Source organism: Mucilaginibacter corticis, from assembly GCF_007558865.1.
GTDB lineage: Bacteria > Bacteroidota > Bacteroidia > Sphingobacteriales > Sphingobacteriaceae > Mucilaginibacter > Mucilaginibacter corticis.
This window is the reverse complement of record NZ_VLPK01000003.1, coordinates 394,196-417,799: the sequence shown is the minus strand read 5'-3', so window position 1 is coordinate 417,799 and position 23,604 is coordinate 394,196. Positions and strand designations below refer to the sequence as shown.

Below are 23,604 nucleotides of genomic sequence, written 5' to 3'. Positions count from 1 at the left end.
ATGGAAGCAATAACCATAAACGCAGTGGAGCCAAAGCAGTTAAGCTCGGTAAAATTGGCGGCCCTTTTTGTAATTTGTTTTGCAAGCAGCGCCGCCGGCGGGGCTATATCAACCCTTATGTCGGTTTACCTGCCCACCGTGGTGAAAGAAATGCAGGGCAACAAAAGCCCGGAAGAAGTGAACTACCTGAGCGGGCTGATCAACTCCTTATTCATTTATGGATGGGCGGCCGGCGGCTTTTTCTGGGGATTGATCAGCGATAAGATCGGCCGTAAAATGGCCCTGGTGCTGGCAACGGCAAGCTATGGCATTTTTACCATTTTAACCGGTTATATGACCAGCTGGAGCGGTATTATGGCCTGCCGTTTTATGAGCGGCTTTGGCGTAGGCGGCGACCTGGTTATTGCTTTCACTTTGGTAAGCGAGGTGTGGCCGCAAAAATCAAAAGCGGTGTACACCGGTATTCTTTCCATTGCATTCCCGGTGGGTATTTTCTCGGCCGGGGTAATTAACAACTTCACCAAAACATGGCGCCAGGGATTTTTGGTTGGCACCCTGCCAGTGTTGCTGGCATTGCTTGCTTTATGGACCATTTCCGAGTCAGACCTTTGGAAAAAGCATCGATCAGAAAAAAAATCAGCCCCGTTAGCTTCAGCCAAATTATCATCGCCCGAAAACCGAAAAACGTTGCTGACCGGCTCATTGATCTTCGGTGCGATGCTGATAGGGCTTTGGGCAATTTTTTCTTGGATGCCAACCTGGGTGCAAAGCATCAGCGTTGGTGATGCCAGCAAAGCACGCGGATTAAGCATGATGTGTTTGGGCATGGGCGGACTAACCGGCGGTTTCTTTTCCGGCTGGCTGGTAAACCTGATGGGCTTAAAACGATCGATGATCACCTGCTTTGCCGTGTGCACCGCACTGTCGTTCATATTATTTAAAACCAACAGCACTTTTTCGCCAATTATTTATGCTGAAGTTGGCGTACTGGCACTGTTTTTCGGTGCAAGCCAGGGCATTTTGTCGGTTTATATTCCGGCGCTGTTTCCTACGGGCATCCGTTCGTCAGCTACAGGCATTTGTTTTAACGCAGGGCGCTTGTTTACCGCTACTGCGGTATTATTTGTAGGTGTGCTTGTAATTAGTTTGGGGGGATATGGTAATGCGCTATTTATCTTCTCATTGGTATTTTTAGTAGGTTTACTGATAACACTTTTCAGCAAAGACCTAAAACCGGCACAGCAGCCCGCATCCAAATAATTCATTTTAAAATTCTGAAAAATGGCACATATAAAATTAAATAACGAACTGCCCGGCATTCGCGGGCTGATGGCCTATCGCCCCGAAACAGAGGTGCCGCTAAACGCATTAGTCGAGCTTTTGCTGCGCGACGATAACAACACCCTTACACGCGGCGAACGGGAACTGATAGGCACCTACGTATCCTACCTGAATGATTGCTTTTTTTGCCAGAATGTACACGGTGCGCTGGCGGGGCATTACCTTAATTGCAATATTGAGCAGATAGATAGTATCAAACACAATTTTCAATCTACTGATCTGTCGCCTAAAATGAAAGCCCTGTTAAGCATTGCCGCAAGCGTACAGAAGGGTGGCAAAAATGTAACCGAAGAGCAGATAGAAGCAGCCAGGACGGAAGGCGCAACAGATGTTGAGATCCACGATACGGTTTTGATTGCTGCATCGTTTTGTATGTTTAACCGCTATGTTGACGGGCTGGGCACATGGGCACCGCAAGACCGGCAATTTTATGTTGACCGTGCGCCGCGCCGTGCAGAAGAAGGGTATCAATCCAGCGTTTACAATTAATATTAACCTATAAAATCATAACCATGCCACACATCAATTTATCAAACGATTATCCCGGAATAAGGAGTCTGTTTGTTTATCGCCCTGAAACTGCAAAACCATTAAATGGCTTAGTGCAAGTGTTGCTGCATGATCCGCATCCAACATTATCAGCCGGTGAGCGCGAACTGATTGCCACCTATGTATCAAACCTCAACACTTGTTATTACTGCACCAATATTCACGGCGCCATTGCCAGGCACCAGTTGGGTAACGATGCCGGGACTGTGAAACAGGTATTGGCCGACGCTAACACGGCACCCATCAGCAATAAGTTAAAATCATTGCTGAAGATTGCGGCAAAAGTGCAATCGGGCGGAAAAAATGTGACTGAAGATGACGTAATGACAGCACGTGCAGAAGGCGCAACAGATATAGAGATTCATGACACTGTACTGATTGCCGCTGCGTTTTGCATGTATAACCGTTATGTTGATGGCCTTGCTACCTGGCAACCGCACAATGATGAGCTTTACGACAAAATGGGCGAACAACGCGCCCGCGAAGGCTACGGCACGCCGCCGGTTAAAGTAAGTGAAATGGAACTGACTCAAACAACTTAAAACTAAATACAATGGCACATATTAAACTGAATAACGAAGAACTCCCGGGCATACGTGGATTATTAGACTTTCGCCCCGAAACAGCCAAGCCACTTCTGGCCCTTGCTGAAACCTTACTGCGCGGTCCGTCGGGCCTGACGAGTGGTGAGCGAGAGATCATAGCCGCATCGGTATCTTACTGGAATCAATGTCACTTTTGTCACACCTCGCACGCGGCAGCCGCAGCGGCGCACCTGCAAACCGGCCTAAACCTGATTGACGATATCAAAGCCGGGTTGCCGAACACCCCGGTATCAGACAAGCTGCGCGCCCTGCTGAACGTTGCTCACCAGGTACAAAAAGGCGGCAAAAATGTAACCGACGAAGACATTGCCGCCGCCCGCGAAGCCGGCGCTACCGACCAGGAAATTCATGATACCGTGCTCATTGCCGCTGCATTTTGTATGTTTAACCGTTATGTAGATGGCCTGGGCACCTGGGCACCACAGCCAAACGAAGCCTACAAAGAAATGGGCGAACGTATGGCATTTGTAGGGTACGGGAAGTAAGTATTGGAAATCATTGAAGTGAATTTGAACATCGCCATTCTATATTGATTCGATTATTTTAAAGTTCGTACCTCACTTTAAAAACTCGAATAAGTGTTCAACGTATCTCCCTTTGGGGCTACAAAATCTGCCATTTCGTTCCCGGGATGGGAAAGAATCTAAGAAGATTTATTACGACAGCCTTTGGATAATTATCCAAAGGCTGTCCCTGAAGCTTGGATGAACCGGTCAAATAAGACTGGTTATTCCTTTAGATCTTGCAGAAAGTGGTTCGAAGATAGTCCAAATGGGGTCACACCTAAATTCAAAAAACGCAAGCCGGAAGATTGCGGCTTTTGTCTTAACCGCTCTAATATTATATTCTCTTATACAGTTGTGCTACTTCTAAGATGTACCATCAAAAGTTGTTATAGCTGATCATTACTAATTAAAAAATTGCCGATATAATGACCATTCGGGATGTTTTTAATCCTTTGCATTTTTACATTTGCAGGATTATAAACCAATTGTATAATGAATATTGATACCCGGCTTGCTACATTTGATGATATCCCGCTGCTGCAGCAATTAATTGGAAACTCGGTACGCGGGCTAAGTACCGCTTACAATACGCCCGGTCAAATTGAAAGCGCTATTAAATATATTTTTGGGATAGATACGCAACTGATCATTGACGGTACTTATTATGTTGCTTTAGTGGACGGTGCTATTGCAGGTTGCGGCGGTTGGAGTAAACGTAATACTTTATATGGCGGCGATCAGCATAAAGAAGTGGAAGACTCGCTTCTTGATCCCGCAAAAGACGCGGCCAGGATCCGTGCTTTTTTTGTTCACCCTGATTGGGCCAGAAGGGGTGTTGGCCGGCATATTATGCAGGTTTGCGAAAAAGCCGCAAAAAATGCCGGGTTTAACAAATTTCAGTTAGGGGCCACATTACCCGGCGTGCCTTTGTATGAAGCCATGGGGTATCAGGCCGTACAAAAAATTGATGAACCGTTACCCGACGGCGAGGTATTGCCTTTGGTTAAGATGAGTAAAACTTTATAAAAATTTAAAGACTTTTTGTTTCATTTTGTTTCACCGGTTTTAATTAATCTGTTGATTTTAAAATAGTTGATCAAAAAACTTGTTTCACCTGTTTCATTTGTTTCACACTCGCGTGAAACAAGCTTACCTTTGCTGCCGCAAGGACTAATATTAAAATGAATAAATTTCCACCTATTATACTGGCCTCAAAATCGCCCCGCAGAAAGGAACTGTTAAAGCTGATGGATCTTGATTTTAAGATCGTGCTGAAAGAGGTTGATGAGTCATATCCCGACAATTTAACACCCGAGGGAATAGCAGTATATATTGCCCAAAAAAAGGCTACGGCTTTTGATGAGTCGGTTAATGACGATGAGTTGGTGCTAACCGCCGATACCATTGTAAGCATTGACGGCCACATATTAGGTAAGCCTGAAACCGAACAGCACGCTATAGAAATGCTGAAAATGCTGTCGGGTAAGGTGCACCAGGTAATAACCGGTGTTTGCCTGTTTTATAAGCAGCAGTACCATAGCTTTTATGATGTGTCTGACGTTACCTTTCGTACGCTGACAGACGAAGAGATCACCAACTATGTAAGCAAATACAAACCGATGGACAAAGCCGGTTCATACGGCATCCAGGAGTGGGTAGGGGTAACGTCTATTGTAAAAATAAACGGCTCATACACCAACGTGGTTGGTTTACCTACCGAGAAGTTATACCAGGCGTTGATAAAGTTGGTAGACTAAAGTATATAACTCACACCTTTTTCTGGGATTGTAACTGTGTAGCCATCGGCAGTTAAACTGTCGCTTAGGGCTTGCATGCTGCTTTCTTCGCCGTGCACCAGGTAAACGTTTTTCAACTTGGTCTTGTCCTGCTGTTTTACGTTGTTTACAAGGTCTTCGTGGTCGCCGTGGGCGCTCAGTACGTCTGTTTGCTTAATGGTGGCGTAAACGGCCAGATCACGGTCCTTAATATGGACGATAGAATCGCCGCGCAATAAGCGGTGGCCCAAAGTACCTTTAGCGCAATAGCCAATAAACAATATAGTACAGTAATAATTCTGTATGTTGTAGAATAGGTGGTCCTGGATCCGTCCGCCTTCCAGCATCCCGGCCGAAGAAATAATGATGCAAGGCTCAAAATAGTTAGAGATCTGGCGGCTGTCCTTCAGCGTTTCAACATAGGTAAGGTTATCAAACTCAAACTCATCACCCTGCGCTTTATAAAACTCCTGCGCTTCTTTGTTAACCAGGTTATGGTATTTGCGGAAGATGCCCGTCGCTATGCTTGCCATCGGGCTGTCAACAAATACCTTTACAGGCGGCAATAAGCCACTGCTGAAGATCTTATTCAACGAATAAACCAATGACTGCGTACGCCCGATGCTAAACGCCGGGATGATCATGCGCCCCTGCTCTTTGATACAGCATTTATCGATAACCTCTATCAGTGTTTCCTCGACCGATTTATCTTTGGTGTGCATACGCCCGCCGTAGGTTGACTCGGTCACCATAAAATCGACCGGCGGTAAAGCTTGCGGATCATCAAGCACCGGGTAGTTTTTACGGCCAATATCGCCGGTAAAAGCAATGGATTTTTCTGTACCGTTATCGTTTATTTTGAATATCGCGGCGGCTGCACCCAGCAAATGCCCTACGGGCACAAAGGTCAGCTCGATATCGCCGGTAATGCGGAACGGTTTATTAAAGCCAATGGTGACAAAGCGGTCCATGGCATCCATTACATGCTTTTGCAGGTATAATGGCTGGGCGTTGGTGCCAAACTTGCCTTTGCCATGCTTGCGGCCTTTGTGGGCTTTATTCATAAAGATATTTACCGAATCAAGCAATAATAGCTCGGTCAGGTCGGCAGTAGGAGCGGTGGATAGGATCTGTCCGTTAAAGCCCATACGCACCAGGGTGGGAATGTTACCCGAATGATCGATATGCGCGTGGGTTAACACCACTACGTCAATATCCGCAGGGTTAAACGGAAAATCCTCGTTAGATTGAATGCTGCGGTCTTTTTCATAATCAAGGCCACAATCTATTAATATTTTATATTGGCCAACTTCAAGCAAATGCATACTGCCCGTAACTTGCCGGGCAGCACCGTGTATGGTTAATTTCATTAAGATTTTTCTTTTCGGCGTATCTGGTTCCTAAGCAGGAATAGTATTATCCCAACCAGTATAAAAACAATGATCTTAAAGTTAAGTGATGCTTTATCCTGTAGCCTGATATTCTCGTCTTGTTCTTTTTTTAATTTTTGCAGCTGGTTTTGTAACCTGGTTATGGTGTACATTGACTCAAGCGCGGTACCCTCTGTTTCCTTCGACTTATCTACAGCCTGGTTTTGTTGAAACGCCCGGTACTCTAATAATATTTTAAGCTGTTTATAAATATCGTTGTCTGTTTTAACAATATCCATCAGAATATCATTGCTGCGGCGGATATCTTTCTTGGTTTGCAGGCCGAATATGCCGGTATGCTCGCCCAGGCTTTTGTCATACTGGCCAAACTTTTGAGTGCGGATAGCCAGCATGCTGTTAATTTTTGCGCGTTGCTGCTGGTAAGCTACCGAATCAGAATTTGGCTGCGCAAAGGCGGCCGAAAACAAAAAACATAACAGGCAAACTAATATTAAATGTTTCTTCATGCTGTATAGTCAAAATCAATAATTACGCTGTCGCCTAAATTAAGACCCAGCAGGCCGGCGGCGTTGCCTTTATTAATAGCAATTTCAAGGTGGTCGCTAATGCCAAACAGGCAAAGCTTTTCTCCCTCGGGCACCTCGCTGTAATGCCAGCTAAGGTGATTGATGGTTTCGTTACGTTTAAAATAAAGCGTAAACTGCCTGCCCTGTTGCACCTTGTTAAAAAACTCTTTGGTAATATTAGTAATTACATTCTGAAAAGAGTCAATATAAATTACAGCACCTTTTATCAGGCTCTTTTCTATCACCGGCTGCAGCGTCATTTTATTTTCAATACTGCTTACCGGGATGCCTATTTCTGTCAGTTTACCGCCTTTGGCCAGGTGGCACGCGGCTTTAACAAAAATATCCGCAAGGGGGAAGTGCAAAAATTTAAGATCCTGCATAATGTTTATCTCTACCATTTCGTCAGGCTCATGATTAAACATCAGCGAGAAAATGCCGTTGTCTGATCCTACAAAATAATGGTTCTTGTAGTGCAAAGCCAGGTACCGTGTATGGTCGCTGTAAACGGTATCAATGCCGATAAGATGTACTGTACCATCCGGAAAATAATAGAAACTATTTTTTAAAATGAATGCGGCTTGTTGTACATTGTAAGCGGCAACACTATTGGTAATATCAACAATATTTACTGTGGGCAATAATTTCAATATGCTTCCTTTAAGGGCAGCCTGATAAATGTCTTTATCACCCAAATCAGTAGTTAAAGTTATTATTGCCATTAATTTTTTAAATATTTATTGCTAATCTTGTACAAGCGTTAGACGCTGCAAATATTCAATTTTTAATTCATAAAAACCGGCAACAAATAATCAAATTTACTATTGAACGAGCTTAAAATATCAATTGAAAATATAAACCCCGCTGTTTTATGGGGTCCAAACAATGATCACTTCGAGATCATAAAAAAACAATATCCAAAGCTTAAAATCGTAGCCCGAGGCAGTGAAGTAAAGGTATTAGGTGACGAGCGGGAATTAGTAATTTTCGAGGAAAAGTTTAACCACCTGATCCAGCATATTGAGAAGTTTGAAAATTTGAACATAACCGATTTGGAAAGGGTATTGGGTTCAAAAGCAGATACTTCGACACCTGCTGATCCTGCTGCCGATAAGTTTGCTACCGGCGAAGTAATTGTATTTGGCCCTAATGGTGTTATGGTTAAAGCGCGTACAGCCAACCAGCGCAAAATGGTTGATTGTATCAATAAAAGCGATATACTGTTTGCCATTGGCCCTGCCGGTACGGGTAAAACCTATACGGCGGTTGCACTGGCGGTAAGGGCGTTAAAAAACAAAGAGATCAAACGGATTATCCTTACCCGCCCTGCGGTTGAGGCAGGCGAGAACCTGGGTTTTTTACCGGGTGACCTGAAAGAAAAAATTGATCCTTATCTGCGACCCTTGTACGATGCGCTGGACGATATGATCCCGGCTGAAAAACTGAAATTGTATTTAGAGAACCGCACTATAGAAATAGCACCGCTTGCCTTTATGCGTGGCCGTACGCTTGATAATTGTTTTGTGATATTAGATGAGGCGCAGAATGCTACCGATATGCAGTTAAAAATGTTTTTAACGCGTATGGGGCCGTCTGCCAAGTTTATTGTTACGGGTGATGTTACACAGATAGATTTGCCAAAAAAACAGCAATCAGGCCTGCACACCGCGTTGCGGATATTAACAGACATAAAAGGAATAGATATAGTTTACCTGAGCGGCGAAGACGTAGTAAGGCACAAACTGGTGCGTAAGATCTTAGCAGCTTACGGGGATATACAATAGACTCAAGAGTCAAGAATCAAGAACCAAGAAAAGTGTTTTATTCTTGACTTTTTCGGTCTAAAATTTAAAAAAATTAATTCGCGTTAAGTGATCAGATAGAAATTGTAAAAATTCTTGACTCTTGACTCTTGATTCTTGACTCTCAAAATGAATGCAATAAAAGAAACACATTTTAATTTCCCCGGCCAAACCAGTTTTTACAAGGGCAAGGTCAGGGATGTATATACGATAGAAAATAAATACCTGGTAATGGTGGTGAGCGACAGGATCTCGGCATTTGATGTCGTGCTGCCTGAGCCAATCCCTTATAAAGGGCAGGTGCTAAACCAAATAGCGGCTAAATTTTTAAAAGCCACTGCTGATATTGTTCCTAACTGGGTGGTTAACGTACCCGACCCGAGTGTGACCATCGGTCGCATTTGCGAGCCGTTTAAAGTTGAAATGGTGATCCGCGGATACCTTGCAGGTCATGCCGCGCGTGAATATGCTGCCGGCAGACGCCAGGTTTGCGGTGTTAGCTTACCAGAAGGTTTAAAAGAAAATGATAAACTACCTGAACCCATCATTACACCTACAACAAAAGCCGCGGTAGGGCATGATGAGGATATCTCAAAAGAAGATATTTTAGCCAAAGGCATTGTATCTGCCGGGGATTATGAGCAACTGGAAAAGTATACGAGAGCTTTGTTTGCACGCGGTACCGAGATTGCCGCTAAACAAGGCTTGATACTGGTAGATACCAAATACGAATTTGGTAAAGCTGATGGTAAGATCTACCTGATCGATGAGATCCACACGCCTGATTCATCGCGCTACTTTTATAGTGAGGGTTATGAAGAAAGACAGGCTAATAATGAACCGCAGAAACAGCTTTCAAAAGAGTTTGTGCGCAAATGGCTGATAGAAAATAATTTCCAGGGAAAAGACGGGCAGGTAGTACCTGTTATGACACCGGAAAAAGTAGCATCCATATCAGAACGTTACATTGAGCTTTACGAAAAAATAACCGGCGAGGCCTTTGTAAAACCTGAAGGGACTGACGTATTAAACCGGGTGGAAAATGCAATTAACCAAGCGTTAATTTCATTATAGTTTTTATTTATGAATTATACTTATATTAGCACTTAAATAACTGGATTAAGAAAATGAAGTTTGCAGTTGATAAACACGAGAAATACATTTTGCTAAAACTCAATGAAACTAAATTAAATTCATTGATAACTCCGCAATTAAAATCTGAATTGATATTGATCAATACTGAAGGCCAGCGAAACATTATCCTTGACCTGTCACAAATTAAATTTGCAGATTCATCAGGCTTAAGCAGTTTATTGGTTGGCCACAGATTATGCAAAAATTCGGGCGGATCATTTATTCTTACAGGCTTAACTGACGCAGTTGCGCGCCTGATCACTATTTCTCAATTAGAAAATGTTCTTACTATCGTTCCGACACCTGAAGAAGGTGTAGATGTTATTTTTATGGAAGAGATAGAAAAAGAATTAAAAAAAGAAGCAAGATAATACTTACATTGTTTACCTGATATGAAGTTTGAGGTAACAATACTTGGAAGTAGTTCTGCAACGCCTATTTATAATCGAAACCCTACATCGCAGGTACTTAATATTAATGAGCGCCTGTACCTTGTTGATTGCGGCGAAGGTACGCAACAGCAAATGCTAAGGTTTGATGTAAGAGCAAGCCGCATAGACCACATCTTTATCAGCCATCTGCATGGCGACCATTACCTGGGCCTCATCGGGTTGTTATCATCACTGCACTTAAACGGACGGAAAAAAACGCTGAAGCTATTTGGCCCGCCTCAGCTTAAAGAAATTATTGATCTGCAGTTTAAATACTCTGAAACAACGCTACAGTATGAAATAGAATTTACAGCGACCGATCCTACCAAGACCCAAACAATCATTTCAAACGAAGACGTAATTGTCGAAACCATTCCGCTTGATCATCGCATACCCTGTACCGGGTTTTTATTCAGGGAGAAAAAACGGCTGCGCAAATTGTTGAAAGACGAGTTGGAAAGAATAGGAGTACCTGTCGAATACTTTACTGCTTTAAAAAAAGGCGCTGATTACACCGACCTAAAAGGTAAACTTTATAAAAATGATACGCTGACCACCGATTCGGATGAGCCAAAGGCTTATGCCTATTGTTCTGACACTTTGTACAACCAGCAATATTTTAAGCAGATAGACAATGTCGACCTGCTGTACCACGAAGCGACTTTCCTGAATAATATGCTGGACAGGGCTAAAGAAACTCACCACACCACCGCCCTGCAAGCAGCTGAAGTAGCCTTAACTGTGCATGCAAAAAAACTGCTGATAGGTCATTTCTCTGCTCGCTATAAAACCCTTGACGAATTGCTTGAAGAAGCCCAAAGCATTTTCCCGGAAACAAACCTGGCTATTGAGGGGAAGACTTTTACGGTTTAAAATTACTATGTTATTACGCTAAATTAAGCTTGACCTTTTGAATAGGCCACTAATCCTTTTTACTACCCCCGCCGAACACCGAGAAGTGTACATAACGTTTAGGATTGGCTTTAAGATCAATAAACAGCGCGTTCATGTTTTCTGATGCTGATTGCAGGTTCTTGTACAGATGATCATCGTTCAACAATAAGCCTAACGAGCCTTTGGTACTGTTGATATTACTCATAGTAGCTTGCAGATCGGCAGTAGCTTTGTTGGCGTTATCAAGCGTTTGTTTAATGTTTGAATTGGCAAGGTCGCCGCTAAATTTCTGGAAGTTGTCGGTAACTTTATTCAAGCCAGCGGTAGTAACCTTTAAGTTGCCTGATACCGCTTCGGCATTTGCCAGGATGCCGTTGATATGTCCGGTTTGTGATCCTACCAAGTTGTCGATTTTTTTGGTTGTGCCCTCTAATGTCTGCAATGAATTGGCGATGCTGGCAAAGCTACGGTCGACATTTTTCTGAAAATTGGGGTTCAGGATCTTATTAACAGCCGCTAATGACGAGTCGAGTTTGGTCATCAGGTTTTCAGCCTTGGTTTGGATAGGTTGCAGGCTTTCTGCCAGGCTACCCTGTATATCCGCACGTAAAGTATCTTTGTTTTCGGCATATTGTTTACTGTCGCCTAATAAGAAAACAACCGCCTTGTTACCTAAAAGGTCAGAACTTACCAGTTTAGCAAGCGTATTAACCGGGATATTATATTCTGATTTGATTTTGAACTCGACGGTAGTACGACCATCTTCGCCCAGTTGCATTTTAGATATATGGCCTATCTGGAAACCATTAACCAACACAGGTTTTGATACCGTTAATCCATCAACGCTTTTATAAATGGCATAAAATTTATTAGATCCTGAAAAGACATCGTTACCTCTTAAAAAGCTGTAACCCAGTATCAATATAGTTATGGCAACAGTAGTTAAAGCGCCTATTTTGGTTTCGTTAGATATCTTCATATTATAGATTTGTGATAATAGATTGCAGATGGTAAATGTTTGGCATCAGCTATAATGTTGTCTAAATGGTCGTTATTTCCTGTTCAACTGCAAAGATCTTACACCACTATAACCAATTATTTTGCTACTTGTTCTACATCGTCCTTATAAATTTTTATAGCCTGCACAATGGTCTTTACAATTGCGTCTTGTCCTTCTTCCGAATTCAGGTACTGCTCTTCTTCAGGATTGGTAATATATCCTATCTCTATCAAAACCGATGGCATTGCACTGTGGCAAAGCACATACAGGCTTTGTTCACGTACCCCCTCCAATTTTCGCTCATCCTCATCAACAAATTCAGAAGCAAGAATATTTGCAAATTTTATACTTCGCAGTCTAAATCGCCGGTTATATTCATTAGTTAATATAACAGTTATCGGATCATTTGGATCAACAGCGCTTCCATCGTCAATATCCTCTTCAAGTGTATTTGATTTAATTTCATTTTGCTGCTCTTTGGTGCGTTTTAAAGCATATACCAACATTAAAACTCCTTTACCTGACTTATCAGCTACCCGTGCGGTTTTGTAAACACCTTTACCTCTTTTAGTACCCACACGTTCTCTGATAACTCTATCGGGCAGGGCGTTGCAGTGAAGAGAAATAAACAGGTCGCCTTTGTTTTCATTGGCAATTTCAGCTCGTTTTTCAAAAGATACATCGTCTTCTGTTTTACGGGTAAGTACCGCATGAACGCCATCTACGTTTTTTTCGATCGCTTTTTGCAATTTAAGTGCCACCGCAAGCGTTACACCTCTTTCGGTTGAAAAAGAACCTGATGCCCCATGCGAAAAATGGCCCGTGCCGGTAGGAGCACCGCCATGACCCGCATCAACAATAATGGTTTTTAGTTTAAAGCCACTATTTACAACGGTATCAATTTTTGTTGTTGGAAGTAAAGTAAAGGAAAATAGAGAAAAGCACACCGGTAATGCCACTAATCCAAAAATCAATCTTTTCAATGCCTTATTTTTCATTATTTTTGAACGCTGTTAACTTTTTTTGCAAAAATACTATTCATAACCAATTTTGAAATTCATCAACTTAATTTTTCTATTTGCAATTATTTTAATGGTAAACATAATAGCTTTTGCACATAAAGGCAGGGCTACCATAAATAAACGTGTTTCAGATACAATTATACCGATTGATTCAGCAAAATATCCTAAACTTTATAATAAAGGTAAAAAATCTAAGGTAAGTTCTGCACGTAAAAACGACACTTCACGATTGGTTATTGCAAATGACACCACAAAAAAAGGAGTTGCCGCAGATACAACCGAGATAAAGGACATTGCAGACTCCAGCTATAATGATGTTAAAACAGAAATAAGTTACCGCATAGGCAATGCCCGTGTAACCTATGGCGATTTTGAACTTGATGCCGATTATATCAGGATAGATAGAAAGAACCACCTGATATATGCCAGCGGGCGCAGAGACCCTAAAACCGGACGTTATATTGGCCGGCCTATTTCAAAACAAGGCAAAGATTCGCCGCTCACTTCAGACTCGCTGCTGTTTAATTATGAAACAAAAAAAGGGTTGGTACATAACGTATTTACCGAGCAGGATGGTAACTATATTTCGCACGGGCAGGCCAAAAAATTGAATGAGGATGAGGTTGCTTACCATAATATTATATTCAGTGCTTGCGATAAGCCCTCAAAAGGCGAGGATCCCGATTACGGTATAGTTATTACCCGGGGTATAGGCGAGAAGACCCACATCATTTCAGGCCCGGCTTACCTTGAGATCGAAGGTATTCCTATTCCTATAGGTATTCCGTTTGGTTTTTTCCCTAAGCCTAACACAAGGTCGTCTGGTGTGCTGCTGCCAACTTTTGGCGAGGATGCCACGTACGGCTTTTTCCTGCGTGATTTTGGTTATTATTTAGGCTTTGGCGACTATGCCGATCTTACTAACCTGGGTACTTATTACTCAAACGGATCATACGAGGTAAGTAGTTCGCTTGATTATATGAAACGTTATAAATACAATGGTAATTTAACGTTAAGCTATAGTTCGCATAATAACGGATTGCCCGGCGACCCTGCTGCAAAAGATTTTCACATTAACTGGCAGCATAGCCAAAACCCTAATGCCAGCCCCGGTAGTACTTTTAGCGCGTCGGTGAACGCGGGTACATCCAGCTATTTTCAAAACAATGGGGCATCTTTAGGATATAACCTGCAACAACTTACACAAAACGCTTTGCGTTCAAGTATAGCTTATTCAAGAACCTGGGATGGTACGCCGTTTAATTTAACCACCAGTATTTCGCATAGCCAGGACCTTACAGCAAAAACGGTTTCGTTAGAGTTGCCGAATATTAACTTTAGCATGTCCAGTATCAATCCTTTCGACTCGAAGGACAGGGTGGGCGAGCAAAAATGGTATCAAAAAATAACTCTTTCGTACAACATGACGGCAACAAACAAAATAAATAACGTGCCCGAAACAGAGTTGTTTACCAGCGAAACACTTACCAAACGGATGCAAAATGGTATTCAGCATCAAATTCCGGTTGGGTTAAGCTTTAACGTTCTTAAGTATTTCCAATTTAACGTAAACGCTAATTATACAGATCGCTGGTATTTTCAAACTATACGCGAGCATTATGCAAGGGCCGATTCATTGGTTACCGATACTGTACCGGGTTTCAGAAGGGTTGGTAATTATAATTTAGGCGCGGGTTTATCTACCAAAATATATGGTATGGTTACCTTTAAGAACAGTAAGCTTATGGCCATACGTCATATTATAACACCTTCTATCGGTTTTAGTTATTCGCCTGATTATTCAAGCCTTGACAGAAGTTACAATCAATTAATTGTAAGCAATGCTACTGTCCCTTACCCTGTGGTTTATCAGCGTTACTCAATTTTTAATAATTCGGTATATGGTGGACCTGCAAGTGGCAGGCAGGCAGGTATAAGCTTTAATATTGATAATAACCTTGAAGCAAAATTGCGGCCTAAGAGTACCGATACGTCACAGACACCCAGTAAGATACAGCTATTGCAAAGCCTGTCTTTATCATCGTTTTATAACTTCGCTGCGGATTCTTTCAAGTTACAACCAATATCGTTTTCAGGCCATACCAGTGTATTGCATGATAAGGTAAATATTAGTTTTAACGGCGTACTTAATCCTTATGTTACTTATATCCGTGACTCTATATCCAACGGGCAGATCACCACTTACGCCAGGCAGATAAACCGCTATACCTGGCAGGACGGAAAGTTACCAAAGCTCACACAATTTGGCTTTAGTGTAAGCGGCAGTTTAAATCCGGCATCTTTCCACCCTTCAACAAACAACAATAATAATCTGCCCGGTTATAACCCCAATATGCCTAACACATTGGCAAATGCTACCGATGCCCAACGGCAAAGCCTGGCGCTTTTAAATAGTGACCCCTACGCCTATGTAGACTTTAACATACCGTGGAACCTAGTGATAAATTACAACTTCAGTTTTTCTGATGCTTATTTCAGGAGTACGCGATCAAATACGGTCATGCTGAGCGGGGATTTTAGCCTCACACCTAAATGGAAGGTGCAGTTTAATACCAACTATGACCTGGTAGCCAGGCAAATAAGTAGCGCAACCTCATTCGCTATTTATCGGGATCTGCATTGTTGGGACCTGTCGGTAAACTGGGTGCCGTTTGGTTATTATAAATCATATAATGTTACATTAAAGGTAAAATCAGCTATTTTGCAAGCGTTAAAACTGAGTAAACGGAGCGATTATACCAGTAACACAAACTTCAATCAATAAAATAATGCTTGCAGAAATTATAACCATAGGCGACGAAATACTAATAGGCCAGATTGTCGACACCAATTCGGCATGGATGGCGCAGCAGCTTAATAATGCAGGTATTAGTGTAAAACAGATCTCGTCTGTGTCTGATGATAAGCAACACATCCTGACTGCGTTAGCCGAAGCGGCAAAGCGGGCAGATATTATATTAATTACAGGCGGACTTGGACCTACAAAAGACGATATCACTAAAAACACCCTTGCCGAATATTTTGGCGTAGGGATGGTTGAAAACCAAGCGGCACTGGATAACGTGCTGCGCATATTTGAGAAATATAACCGCCCGATGCTTGATATAAATCGACTGCAGGCGCAAGTACCGGCAAATTGTGAGGTTATCGTCAATAAAAATGGCACGGCTCCGGGTATGTGGTTTAACCAGGATGGCAAAATTTATATGTCAATGCCGGGGGTGCCGTTTGAAATGATGTATTTGATGGAGGAAGAAGTGATCCCGAAATTAAAGACGTTATTTAAACTGCCTGTCATCATTCATAAAACGATATTGACTGTTGGCGAAGGAGAATCATTCCTGGCCGAACGGATAGCTGATATTGAAGATTCATTACCCGCACATATTAAACTGGCTTACCTGCCAAAACTGGGTTCGGTAAGGTTACGGCTAAGCGGGCATGGCGATAACGAAAACGAACTACGCGCTGAGATCAATGACTACGCCGCGAAGATCGTAGAACGTGTAGGCAACTTTGTTGTGGCCGAAGAAGATATCCCGCTTGAAAAGGCGATATTAAATTACATGACCGAAAAAGGGCTTACCCTTTCTGTTGCCGAAAGCTGCACAGGCGGCTATATATCACATTTATTTACCCAGCACGCGGGTTCGTCAAAAGTATTTTTTGGCGGAGCGATCTCTTATTCGTACGAGTTAAAGGAGAGCATACTTGGTGTGAAAAATGAAACCTTGTGGCAACACGGCGCGGTAAGCGAGGAAACCGTTGTTGAAATGGTTGAAGGCGCACTGTTAAATTTTAAGTCGGATTACGCTATTGCGGTAACGGGTATTGCCGGGCCCGATGGCGGTTTGCCTGATAAACCGGTTGGAACTGTTTGGATTGCAGTAGCATCCGCAAAAAAGACAGTTAAAAAGAAATTCACATTTGGCAATAAACGCCAGCAAAATATAGAACGCAGCGCTACCAGCGCATTATTCATGTTGAATAATTTACTGAAAGATGTTGAGAAGTAAACAACTATTTTTCTAATTTTGAGCAAAGAACTATATTTTATTTATGGCTAAATACCAACTGTTATTGCCGAAGATGGGTGAAAGTGTTGCAGAAGCAACTGTAATTAAATGGCTTAAAAAACCAGGTGATTACATTAAGGCCGACGACGCAGTAATGGAAATTGCCACCGATAAAGTAGACTCTGAAGTACCATCGCCTGTAGCAGGTAAATTGGTTGAACAGCGTTTTAAAGAGGATGAAGTTGCACAGGTAGGTTCTGTTATAGCTATTATTGAAACAGATGAGCCTGAACAGGAGGAAACTCCTGCGTCACCTGCACCTGCACAACCCGAAGCTGCACCACAGCCAATTGTCCAGGAACCCGTAGCTGCTGCAACAGCCGAGCCACAGGATATCCCCGGCACTGAGCAATTAGAGCAACGTCCGCAGGTTGCTGCTGATGTGCCAACACCGACGCCGTCCGAGTTCAGAAGCGAATCGAGATTTTATTCGCCGCTTGTGAAGCATATCGCGTTGCAGGAAAACATAGATATTAAAGAGTTGGATAGTATCCCCGGCACGGGTGCCGAAGGGCGTTTAACTAAAGATGATATATTAAGGTATGTGCGCAGCAGGACCGCGTCGCCGGCCCAAACTCAGCCGGAAGCCTCAGGATCAGAATATGTAAAACCGGCAGTATCAGCGTCAGGTGCTGACGAGATCATTGAAATGGACAGGATGCGCCGCTTAATCGCCGAACATATGGTAATGAGCAAGCAAACCTCGCCGCATGTTACTTCTTTTGTTGAAGCCGATGTGACCGCTTTGGTACAATGGCGCGAAAAAATAAAGAACAGCTTTGAAAAACGCGAAGGCGAAAAAATAACTTTCACCCCTATATTTATTGAGGCTGTGGTGAAAGCCATTAAAGATTACCCATTGGTTAACGTATCTGTAAACGGTACGCAGATCATTAAAAAAGCTGCTATAAATATCAGCATGGCTACTGCTTTACCGAGTGGTAATTTAATTGTGCCGGTAATTAAAAAGGCCGAAGAATTAAACCTGCTTGGCATAACCAAAGCGGTAAACAGCCTGGCTAATAAGGCACGTACCGGCAAGCTACAGCCTGATGATGTAAAAGACGGAACCTTCACCATTACCAACGTGGGTACATTTGGTAACGTAATGGGCACGCCAATAATTAACCAGCCGCAGGTTGCTATTTTAGCGGTTGGGGCTATCAAGAAAAAGCCTGCCGTTATTGAAACTCCGCAGGGCGATGTAATAGCGATAAGGCATATGATGTTCCTGTCGTTATCGTATGATCACCGTGTGGTTGACGGTGCTTTAGGTGGCTCGTTTTTAAGCAGGATAGCACATTATCTTGAAAATTGGGATACCAACAGAACCATTTAAGTCTGCAAAAATCTTTCTGAACAATTCAAACAACCATGCCTGTTTTGTAGTTTAAATAACTACAGGGCTACGTTTTGTTGCCCTGTATTTAAACTACACTATCATGGAAAATTATGAAACTTTAGTGGATGCCACTAATGATTTGATGAAAAGAGGATATACGGCTAACTTAAGCATGGAAGGCGACACTATTGACGACAAATCGAAAAACATACACATGACCGCTGACGATTTTTCGATAGATGAATTTTATCGTTTTGAGGGTGCAAGTAACCCCGCCGATATGTCAATTGTTTACGCGGTCAGTTCGCCAAAATATAATTTAAAGGGGCTTATTGTGAACGCCTATGGCACTTATGCTGATGATAGCTCATCGGCCATAGAAGCCAAATTGCATCACTACATGGTGAGCCATAACCTGCACGGCAGCGATAAGCCGCAGGCGTAAAATATATTGTAGGGACGCAATGCATTGCGTCTCTATAATTCTTTCAACAACCTTTTTCCACGGCTTTGTATAGCCGCAGTTCCATCACGCATCAAAAACTGTAATTGGTTAGCCAGTTCTTCTGTAATCCAATAATAATGGTGGCGCAGGTTAAACAAAGCTTCGGCAGCAAAAGCCTTTACAGCTATCTTTATTTCAGGGTCTATCATCCAATCAAACAATTGCGTTATCGTTGATTCAAGGTCCAGTTCGTTTACTTTTTCCTTAATGATCTCCTGCGCACGCCTGTCTGTTATGTGCATAACGATTTTAGCATAATGCCTTTTAGCCCCGGCAGATTTTACCAGGTTTATTTTTGATAAAAGATAATCCAGATCAGGCAGGTAAACCTCGGGGTATTGTAAAAATACATTTTCAAGTAACCAGGCTGCTCTGAATGCAATAGCATCGTCAGGATATAAGGTAATGTCTATCAGATCGCGTAAGTTGAAGTTTTTGTTGTGGAGTATTTTGCCTAACTCAAGCACCTTTAATTTACCTATAGTGGCGGTTATTTGCTTAATGAGTTCGGCCTGGTTCATACTGGTTTAATATCCTTCGGTAAACGAAAATAAAAAATATAACATTACGCTTACTTATACAAATAGCCTAAAATCAATACATTTGTCCACTACTTTTATAACGAATAACTTATATATGGTTAAATTCAACCGATTTACACTGGACAACGGCCTCCGCGTTATTGTTCATGAAGATAGTACCACCCCAATGGCCGTAGTTAATATATTGTATGATGTTGGCTCGCGCGATGAGAACCCCGAGCAGACCGGTTTTGCGCACTTGTTTGAGCACCTGATGTTTGGCGGATCTGTAAATATCCCCAATTACGACGGTCCTTTGCAAAAGGTAGGCGGCGAGAACAATGCTTTTACCAGTAACGATATTACCAACTACTATATCACCCTGCCATCTGCCAATTTAGAAACTGCTTTTTGGCTGGAAAGCGACCGTATGCTGAGCCTGGCTTTTAGCGAAGAAAGCCTTGAAGTACAGCGCAAAGTGGTGATAGAAGAGTTTAAACAGCGCTACCTGAACCAGCCTTACGGCGATGTTTGGCTGCGTTTACGGCCAATGGTTTATAAAAAGCACCCATACCTTTGGGATACCATCGGTAAAAATATCGAACACATTGCCGACGCTAAAATTGAAGATGTAAAAGCATTCTTTAAAAAACACTATAACCCGCAAAACGCCATTATGGTTGTGGGTGGTGATGTTAAGCTGGAGCAGGTTAAAGAGCTGGCGCAAAAATGGTTCGGCCCAATCCCGGCAGGCGAAAAATATACCCGTAATTTACCGCAGGAGCCACAACAACACGAAGTGCGTCGCGAAACCATTACGGCTAAAGTACCGGTTAATGATGTATATATAGCCCTGCAGATGCCGGGCAGGCGTGAAAAGGAATTTTACGCGGTCGAGCTGATCTCTGATATTCTTTCACGCGGTAATTCGTCGCGTATGTACCGTAATTTGGTGAAGGATAAACAGCTTTTTAGCGAGGTTCACGCTTATGTGTTTGGCAGCCTGGATAAAGGTATGTTTGTGTTGGAAGGCAAGCCAACCGAAGGTGTAACCATTGAGCAGGCCGAGGCGGCACTATGGGAAGAAGTAGAATTACTGAAAACACATGAAGTACCGGCTGATGAGCTGACCAAGGTTCAGAACAAAACAGAATCGACCATGATATTTTCAGAAATGTCATTGTTAGACAAAGCCATGAACCTGGCCTATTATGAACTGTTGGGCGACGCCAATCTGTTCAACAACGAAACTGAAAAATTTCTGGCGGTAACCCCGGCGCAAATAAAAGAAGAAGCAAACAAGTTGTTCAGAAAGGATAACTCATCTACATTAATCTATCTTGCCGAGCAAACTAATGACTAATACTTTAAACAGAACTTTAGCACCCGAATTTAGGGCTATCGAAAATATAAATTTATTACGACCAGAAAAAAAATCGTTAGCCAACGGTTCTGAAATTTTCTGCTTTAATTCAGGCGATCAGGAACTGGTACGGATAGAATGGATCTTTAATAACCTGCGTTTTGACCCGGCTAAGCCCTTGCTAAACATGGCAGCCAATACCATGCTTACTGACGGTACTGCCAGTTTAACTGCCGCTGAAATTGCTGATAAAATTGATTTTTATGGCGCGTTCCTGTCAGTCGATTATGGCTTTGAGCAGTCGCTGGTTACCTTATATTCTTTAACCAAACATTTAGATAAAACACTGCCGGTTGTAAAGGACATTTTAACTAACTCAATTTTCCCGCAGAAGGAATTAGAAACCTTTATCCGCAATCAACAGCAAAAACTACAGGTTAGCCTGCAAAAAAATGACGTTGTTGCCCGCCGTACTTTTAATAAGGCACTTTATGGCGATACCATTTACGGCTTAACTGCCGAGGTTGAAACTTACAATACTTTGCAACGTGAAGATTTGTTGGTGCATTATGAGCAAATGTACCAGCCTTCAAACTGTACCGTTATTATTGCCGGTAAAGTTGAGCAAAAAGCGCTTGACCTGCTAGCCGCTACTTTTGAAAGCGAATGGAAAAACCAACCGGCCGCTGCTGATATTACCCAGCCAAAAGTTAACCATGCTGCCGAACATTTTTATTTTGTAGAAAAGCCGGAAGCCCTGCAATCTGCTATCCGCATGGGTTTGCCGTTTATTAACCGTGAACACTCGGATTTCCCTGCTGTACAAGTATTGAACACCGTTTTAGGTGGTTATTTTGGCTCCAGGCTGATGAATAACATCCGCGAAGACAAAGGCTATACGTATGGCATTGGGTCGGGTATAACGTCTTATAAACAGGGTGGGGCCTTGTTTATAGCTACGGAAGTAGGTGCCGATGTTTGCAAGGCAGCTACGGTTGAAATAGAGAAAGAGATCAACCTGTTAAAAACAGAACTGATCCCGGATGATGAACTGGCACTGGTGCGTAATTATATGCTGGGTTCGTTATTAGGCAGCCTGGAAAATGTATTCTCGCACGCCGATAAGTTTAAAAACCTGTATTTCTCGGGTTTGGATTATGCTTATTATGATCGTTATACCCAGATCGTAAAAACAGTTACTGCTGATGAATTATTGAAACTGGCTAATCAATATCTCAACTTTGATCAGTTTTATAAGGTAATAGTAGGGAAGTATTAGTAATATATTTTTATACATAAATATTTACCCATCTAACTTAAATCATAATGATTTGATAATATAAGCTCCTATAAATGATTTTATTTTTACGGCAGTATTGTTTATTACAACTACTTTCAAAATGCCGGGTAAAATCAAGTGTCTTATATTTTTACTATTACTGGTCACGCTAAATGGTTTTGCGCAAATGCTGACTAAAAAAAGCGGTATTTATCAAAGCGCCCATAATACGGTAAATCGCTGGGTTATCCTCCCGGGGCCAGAAAACAAACCTCAATAATTATCAAAAATGAAAAAAATACTGTTAACTATCCTGGCAGGTTTAACGTTTATAAACATTAACGCACAGTCGCATAAGACAGAGAATCTGGTAATTGTTACGCTTGACGGTTTCAGGTGGGAATAACTTTACCGCGGTGCTGATTCTGCATTGATAAATTCAAAATTTACAGATGATAAAGACGAGATCAGGAAAATGTTTTGGGCAGAAACACCGCAGCAGCGACGCGAAATGTTATTGCCTTTCTTTTGGTCGGTTATTGCACAAAAAGGCCAGTTATATGGTAACAGAGATCTTGGTAGTAAAGATGAAGTAGCTAATCCTTATAAATTCTCTTATCCCGGTTATAATGAAATTTTTACCGGTTTCCCGGATGTAAGGATGAATACAAACGATCCGATAACCAATCCAAACATGAATGTTTTGGAGTATATCAACAAACAAAAAGGTTACCAGGATAAAGTTGCGGCATTTTCATCATGGGAAGTATTTCCTGCTATCCTAAATGAAAAACGCTCGGGTTTGTTGGTTAATTCGGGTTATACAGACTTGTTAAACCCTGATGCTAATTCAAATATTAAGTACTTAAACAGTATCCAGCGGGAAGTGCCAAAGCTGCTTGGCGAAGACACCCGGCTTGACTTTTTGACCTTTGAATTTGCTAAACAATATTTAAAACAATACAAACCTAAAGTACTGTACATTGCTTTTGATGAAACTGATGATATGGCACATGGTGGTCAATATAAATTGTATTTAAAAGAGGCCCACAAAGAGGACGATTTTATTAAACAGATATGGGATTATATTCAAAGCGATCCGCAATATAAAAACAAGACTACCTTATTGATTACCTGCGACCACGGTCGTGGAGACGTGCCTTTAGAAAATTGGAGAGATCATGGAGATAAAACACCACACTCTGAACAAACGTGGTTTGCAGTGATAGGGCCTGATACCCCGCCGGCAGGAGAAATGAAAAGCCCAACAACTACTTACCATAAACAACTGGCCCAAACCTTATCAATGCTGTTAGGCTTTGATTTTAAAGCAAATGCAGGCCATGAGGTGGGTGACGCGATACCAACAGTTACGGTAAAGTAATTGCTTTTAATATTTTCATTATTAGGTAATTAAATAAAATAAAAGATATGGTGGCAGTATTCCCGATAGCTATCGGGTCACACGCGTTAAATAAACA

The 23,604-nt window shown here is 42.2% G+C and carries 23 protein-coding genes; 17 read left to right on the top strand and 6 right to left on the bottom strand.

Going from position 1 to position 23,604, the window contains the following annotated elements:
* From FO440_RS17170 to FO440_RS17145, 6 genes are all read left to right on the top strand, one after another.
* On the top strand, window positions 1-1,260 hold the full coding sequence (locus tag FO440_RS17170; RefSeq protein ID WP_144249512.1) for an MFS transporter: 1,260 nt from the start codon (window positions 1-3) through the stop codon (window positions 1,258-1,260).
* 21 nt (window positions 1,261-1,281) lie between these two features.
* Entirely contained in the window at window positions 1,282-1,830 is a 549-nt protein-coding gene (locus FO440_RS17165) for a carboxymuconolactone decarboxylase family protein (RefSeq protein WP_144249511.1), read from the top strand.
* A gap of 23 nt (window positions 1,831-1,853) precedes the next feature.
* Window positions 1,854-2,432, top strand: a complete 579-nt coding sequence (locus FO440_RS17160; RefSeq protein WP_144249510.1) for a carboxymuconolactone decarboxylase family protein — start codon at window positions 1,854-1,856, stop codon at window positions 2,430-2,432.
* Between the two features lie 11 nt (window positions 2,433-2,443).
* Window positions 2,444-2,980, top strand: coding sequence for a carboxymuconolactone decarboxylase family protein (locus FO440_RS17155; RefSeq protein WP_144249509.1), 537 nt, complete (start codon window positions 2,444-2,446; stop codon window positions 2,978-2,980).
* Window positions 2,981-3,493: 513 nt separating this feature from the next.
* Window positions 3,494-4,027 carry a GNAT family N-acetyltransferase gene (locus tag FO440_RS17150; protein WP_144249508.1) on the top strand — a complete coding sequence of 178 codons (534 nt, stop codon included), beginning with the start codon at window positions 3,494-3,496 and terminating at the stop codon, window positions 4,025-4,027.
* A 155-nt stretch (window positions 4,028-4,182) separates the two neighbouring features.
* Complete coding sequence (locus FO440_RS17145) at window positions 4,183-4,758, top strand: Maf family nucleotide pyrophosphatase (RefSeq protein ID WP_144249507.1); 576 nt, start codon at window positions 4,183-4,185, stop codon at window positions 4,756-4,758.
* Here FO440_RS17145 and FO440_RS17140 read toward each other — a convergent pair.
* From FO440_RS17140 to FO440_RS17130, 3 genes are read right to left on the bottom strand one after another with little or no spacing between them, the layout of a single operon-like run.
* A complete protein-coding gene (locus FO440_RS17140; RefSeq protein ID WP_144249506.1) occupies window positions 4,755-6,146 on the bottom strand; it encodes an MBL fold metallo-hydrolase in 1,392 nt (463 codons plus the stop codon). The two genes, FO440_RS17145 and FO440_RS17140, sit on opposite strands and share 4 nt — an antisense overlap.
* Entirely contained in the window at window positions 6,146-6,673 is a 528-nt protein-coding gene (locus FO440_RS17135; RefSeq protein WP_144249505.1) for a DUF4870 domain-containing protein, read from the bottom strand. The genes FO440_RS17140 and FO440_RS17135 overlap by 1 nt, the downstream gene beginning before the upstream one ends.
* Complete coding sequence (locus FO440_RS17130; protein WP_144249504.1) at window positions 6,670-7,455, bottom strand: SAM hydrolase/SAM-dependent halogenase family protein; 786 nt, start codon at window positions 7,453-7,455, stop codon at window positions 6,670-6,672. Before FO440_RS17130 ends, FO440_RS17135 begins: the two co-directional genes overlap by 4 nt.
* Window positions 7,456-7,557: 102 nt before the next feature.
* Between FO440_RS17130 and FO440_RS17125 the strand changes: the two genes are divergently transcribed.
* The 4 genes from FO440_RS17125 (at window position 7,558) to FO440_RS17110 (ending at window position 10,973) form a co-directional block, all read left to right on the top strand.
* A complete protein-coding gene (locus tag FO440_RS17125) occupies window positions 7,558-8,517 on the top strand; it encodes a PhoH family protein (RefSeq protein ID WP_144249503.1) in 960 nt (319 codons plus the stop codon).
* A gap of 147 nt (window positions 8,518-8,664) precedes the next feature.
* Complete coding sequence (locus FO440_RS17120; RefSeq protein WP_144249502.1) at window positions 8,665-9,609, top strand: phosphoribosylaminoimidazolesuccinocarboxamide synthase; 945 nt, start codon at window positions 8,665-8,667, stop codon at window positions 9,607-9,609.
* A 53-nt stretch (window positions 9,610-9,662) separates the two neighbouring features.
* Window positions 9,663-10,040, top strand: a complete 378-nt coding sequence (locus FO440_RS17115) for an STAS domain-containing protein (RefSeq protein WP_144249501.1) — start codon at window positions 9,663-9,665, stop codon at window positions 10,038-10,040.
* 21 nt (window positions 10,041-10,061) lie between these two features.
* Complete coding sequence (locus FO440_RS17110) at window positions 10,062-10,973, top strand: ribonuclease Z (RefSeq protein WP_144249500.1); 912 nt, start codon at window positions 10,062-10,064, stop codon at window positions 10,971-10,973.
* A 49-nt stretch (window positions 10,974-11,022) separates the two neighbouring features.
* On the opposite strand, the gene FO440_RS17105 is transcribed toward FO440_RS17110, so the two are convergent.
* Together FO440_RS17105 and FO440_RS17100 are read right to left on the bottom strand one after the other, a co-directional pair.
* On the bottom strand, window positions 11,023-11,973 hold the full coding sequence (locus FO440_RS17105; protein ID WP_144249499.1) for an MlaD family protein: 951 nt from the start codon (window positions 11,971-11,973) through the stop codon (window positions 11,023-11,025).
* Window positions 11,974-12,089: 116 nt separating this feature from the next.
* Window positions 12,090-12,992, bottom strand: a complete 903-nt coding sequence (locus FO440_RS17100; protein WP_144249498.1) for an N-acetylmuramoyl-L-alanine amidase family protein — start codon at window positions 12,990-12,992, stop codon at window positions 12,090-12,092.
* A gap of 94 nt (window positions 12,993-13,086) precedes the next feature.
* Between FO440_RS17100 and FO440_RS17095 the strand changes: the two genes are divergently transcribed.
* The 4 genes from FO440_RS17095 (at window position 13,087) to FO440_RS17080 (ending at window position 18,900) form a co-directional block, all read left to right on the top strand.
* Entirely contained in the window at window positions 13,087-15,801 is a 2,715-nt protein-coding gene (locus tag FO440_RS17095; protein WP_246104254.1) for a putative LPS assembly protein LptD, read from the top strand.
* A gap of 4 nt (window positions 15,802-15,805) precedes the next feature.
* Window positions 15,806-17,053, top strand: a complete 1,248-nt coding sequence (locus FO440_RS17090) for a competence/damage-inducible protein A (RefSeq protein WP_144249496.1) — start codon at window positions 15,806-15,808, stop codon at window positions 17,051-17,053.
* Window positions 17,054-17,096: 43 nt separating this feature from the next.
* Window positions 17,097-18,452: a dihydrolipoamide acetyltransferase family protein gene (locus FO440_RS17085; protein WP_144249495.1), complete on the top strand. Its 1,356-nt coding sequence runs from the start codon at window positions 17,097-17,099 to the stop codon at window positions 18,450-18,452.
* A 103-nt stretch (window positions 18,453-18,555) separates the two neighbouring features.
* Complete coding sequence (locus FO440_RS17080; protein WP_144249494.1) at window positions 18,556-18,900, top strand: phosphoribosylpyrophosphate synthetase; 345 nt, start codon at window positions 18,556-18,558, stop codon at window positions 18,898-18,900.
* A 32-nt stretch (window positions 18,901-18,932) separates the two neighbouring features.
* On the opposite strand, the gene FO440_RS17075 is transcribed toward FO440_RS17080, so the two are convergent.
* On the bottom strand, window positions 18,933-19,481 hold the full coding sequence (locus FO440_RS17075) for a hypothetical protein (protein WP_144249493.1): 549 nt from the start codon (window positions 19,479-19,481) through the stop codon (window positions 18,933-18,935).
* 115 nt (window positions 19,482-19,596) lie between these two features.
* Between FO440_RS17075 and FO440_RS17070 the strand changes: the two genes are divergently transcribed.
* From FO440_RS17070 to FO440_RS17060, 3 genes are all read left to right on the top strand, one after another.
* Window positions 19,597-20,844, top strand: coding sequence for a M16 family metallopeptidase (locus tag FO440_RS17070; RefSeq protein ID WP_144249492.1), 1,248 nt, complete (start codon window positions 19,597-19,599; stop codon window positions 20,842-20,844).
* Window positions 20,837-22,123, top strand: a complete 1,287-nt coding sequence (locus FO440_RS17065) for a M16 family metallopeptidase (RefSeq protein ID WP_144249491.1) — start codon at window positions 20,837-20,839, stop codon at window positions 22,121-22,123. The genes FO440_RS17070 and FO440_RS17065 overlap by 8 nt, the downstream gene beginning before the upstream one ends.
* 430 nt (window positions 22,124-22,553) lie before the next feature.
* Window positions 22,554-23,507, top strand: coding sequence for an alkaline phosphatase family protein (locus tag FO440_RS17060; RefSeq protein ID WP_144249490.1), 954 nt, complete (start codon window positions 22,554-22,556; stop codon window positions 23,505-23,507).
* Window positions 23,508-23,604: the final 97 nt, after the last annotated feature.

Coding starts and splice junctions, on each gene's coding strand:
- FO440_RS17170 (WP_144249512.1), top strand. CDS start 1: ATGGAAGCAATAACCATAAACGCAGTGGAGCCAAAGCAGTTAAGCTCG.
- FO440_RS17145 (WP_144249507.1), top strand. CDS start 4,183: ATGAATAAATTTCCACCTATTATACTGGCCTCAAAATCGCCCCGCAGA.
- FO440_RS17115 (WP_144249501.1), top strand. CDS start 9,663: ATGAAGTTTGCAGTTGATAAACACGAGAAATACATTTTGCTAAAACTC.
- FO440_RS17100 (WP_144249498.1), bottom strand. CDS start 12,992: ATGAAAAATAAGGCATTGAAAAGATTGATTTTTGGATTAGTGGCATTA.
- FO440_RS17160 (WP_144249510.1), top strand. CDS start 1,854: ATGCCACACATCAATTTATCAAACGATTATCCCGGAATAAGGAGTCTG.
- FO440_RS17090 (WP_144249496.1), top strand. CDS start 15,806: ATGCTTGCAGAAATTATAACCATAGGCGACGAAATACTAATAGGCCAG.
- FO440_RS17135 (WP_144249505.1), bottom strand. CDS start 6,673: ATGAAGAAACATTTAATATTAGTTTGCCTGTTATGTTTTTTGTTTTCG.
- FO440_RS17095 (WP_246104254.1), top strand. CDS start 13,087: ATGGTAAACATAATAGCTTTTGCACATAAAGGCAGGGCTACCATAAAT.
- FO440_RS17065 (WP_144249491.1), top strand. CDS start 20,837: ATGACTAATACTTTAAACAGAACTTTAGCACCCGAATTTAGGGCTATC.
- FO440_RS17080 (WP_144249494.1), top strand. CDS start 18,556: ATGGAAAATTATGAAACTTTAGTGGATGCCACTAATGATTTGATGAAA.
- FO440_RS17110 (WP_144249500.1), top strand. CDS start 10,062: ATGAAGTTTGAGGTAACAATACTTGGAAGTAGTTCTGCAACGCCTATT.
- FO440_RS17120 (WP_144249502.1), top strand. CDS start 8,665: ATGAATGCAATAAAAGAAACACATTTTAATTTCCCCGGCCAAACCAGT.
- FO440_RS17075 (WP_144249493.1), bottom strand. CDS start 19,481: ATGAACCAGGCCGAACTCATTAAGCAAATAACCGCCACTATAGGTAAA.
- FO440_RS17105 (WP_144249499.1), bottom strand. CDS start 11,973: ATGAAGATATCTAACGAAACCAAAATAGGCGCTTTAACTACTGTTGCC.
- FO440_RS17150 (WP_144249508.1), top strand. CDS start 3,494: ATGAATATTGATACCCGGCTTGCTACATTTGATGATATCCCGCTGCTG.
- FO440_RS17165 (WP_144249511.1), top strand. CDS start 1,282: ATGGCACATATAAAATTAAATAACGAACTGCCCGGCATTCGCGGGCTG.
- FO440_RS17155 (WP_144249509.1), top strand. CDS start 2,444: ATGGCACATATTAAACTGAATAACGAAGAACTCCCGGGCATACGTGGA.
- FO440_RS17070 (WP_144249492.1), top strand. CDS start 19,597: ATGGTTAAATTCAACCGATTTACACTGGACAACGGCCTCCGCGTTATT.
- FO440_RS17130 (WP_144249504.1), bottom strand. CDS start 7,455: ATGGCAATAATAACTTTAACTACTGATTTGGGTGATAAAGACATTTAT.
- FO440_RS17085 (WP_144249495.1), top strand. CDS start 17,097: ATGGCTAAATACCAACTGTTATTGCCGAAGATGGGTGAAAGTGTTGCA.
- FO440_RS17140 (WP_144249506.1), bottom strand. CDS start 6,146: ATGAAATTAACCATACACGGTGCTGCCCGGCAAGTTACGGGCAGTATG.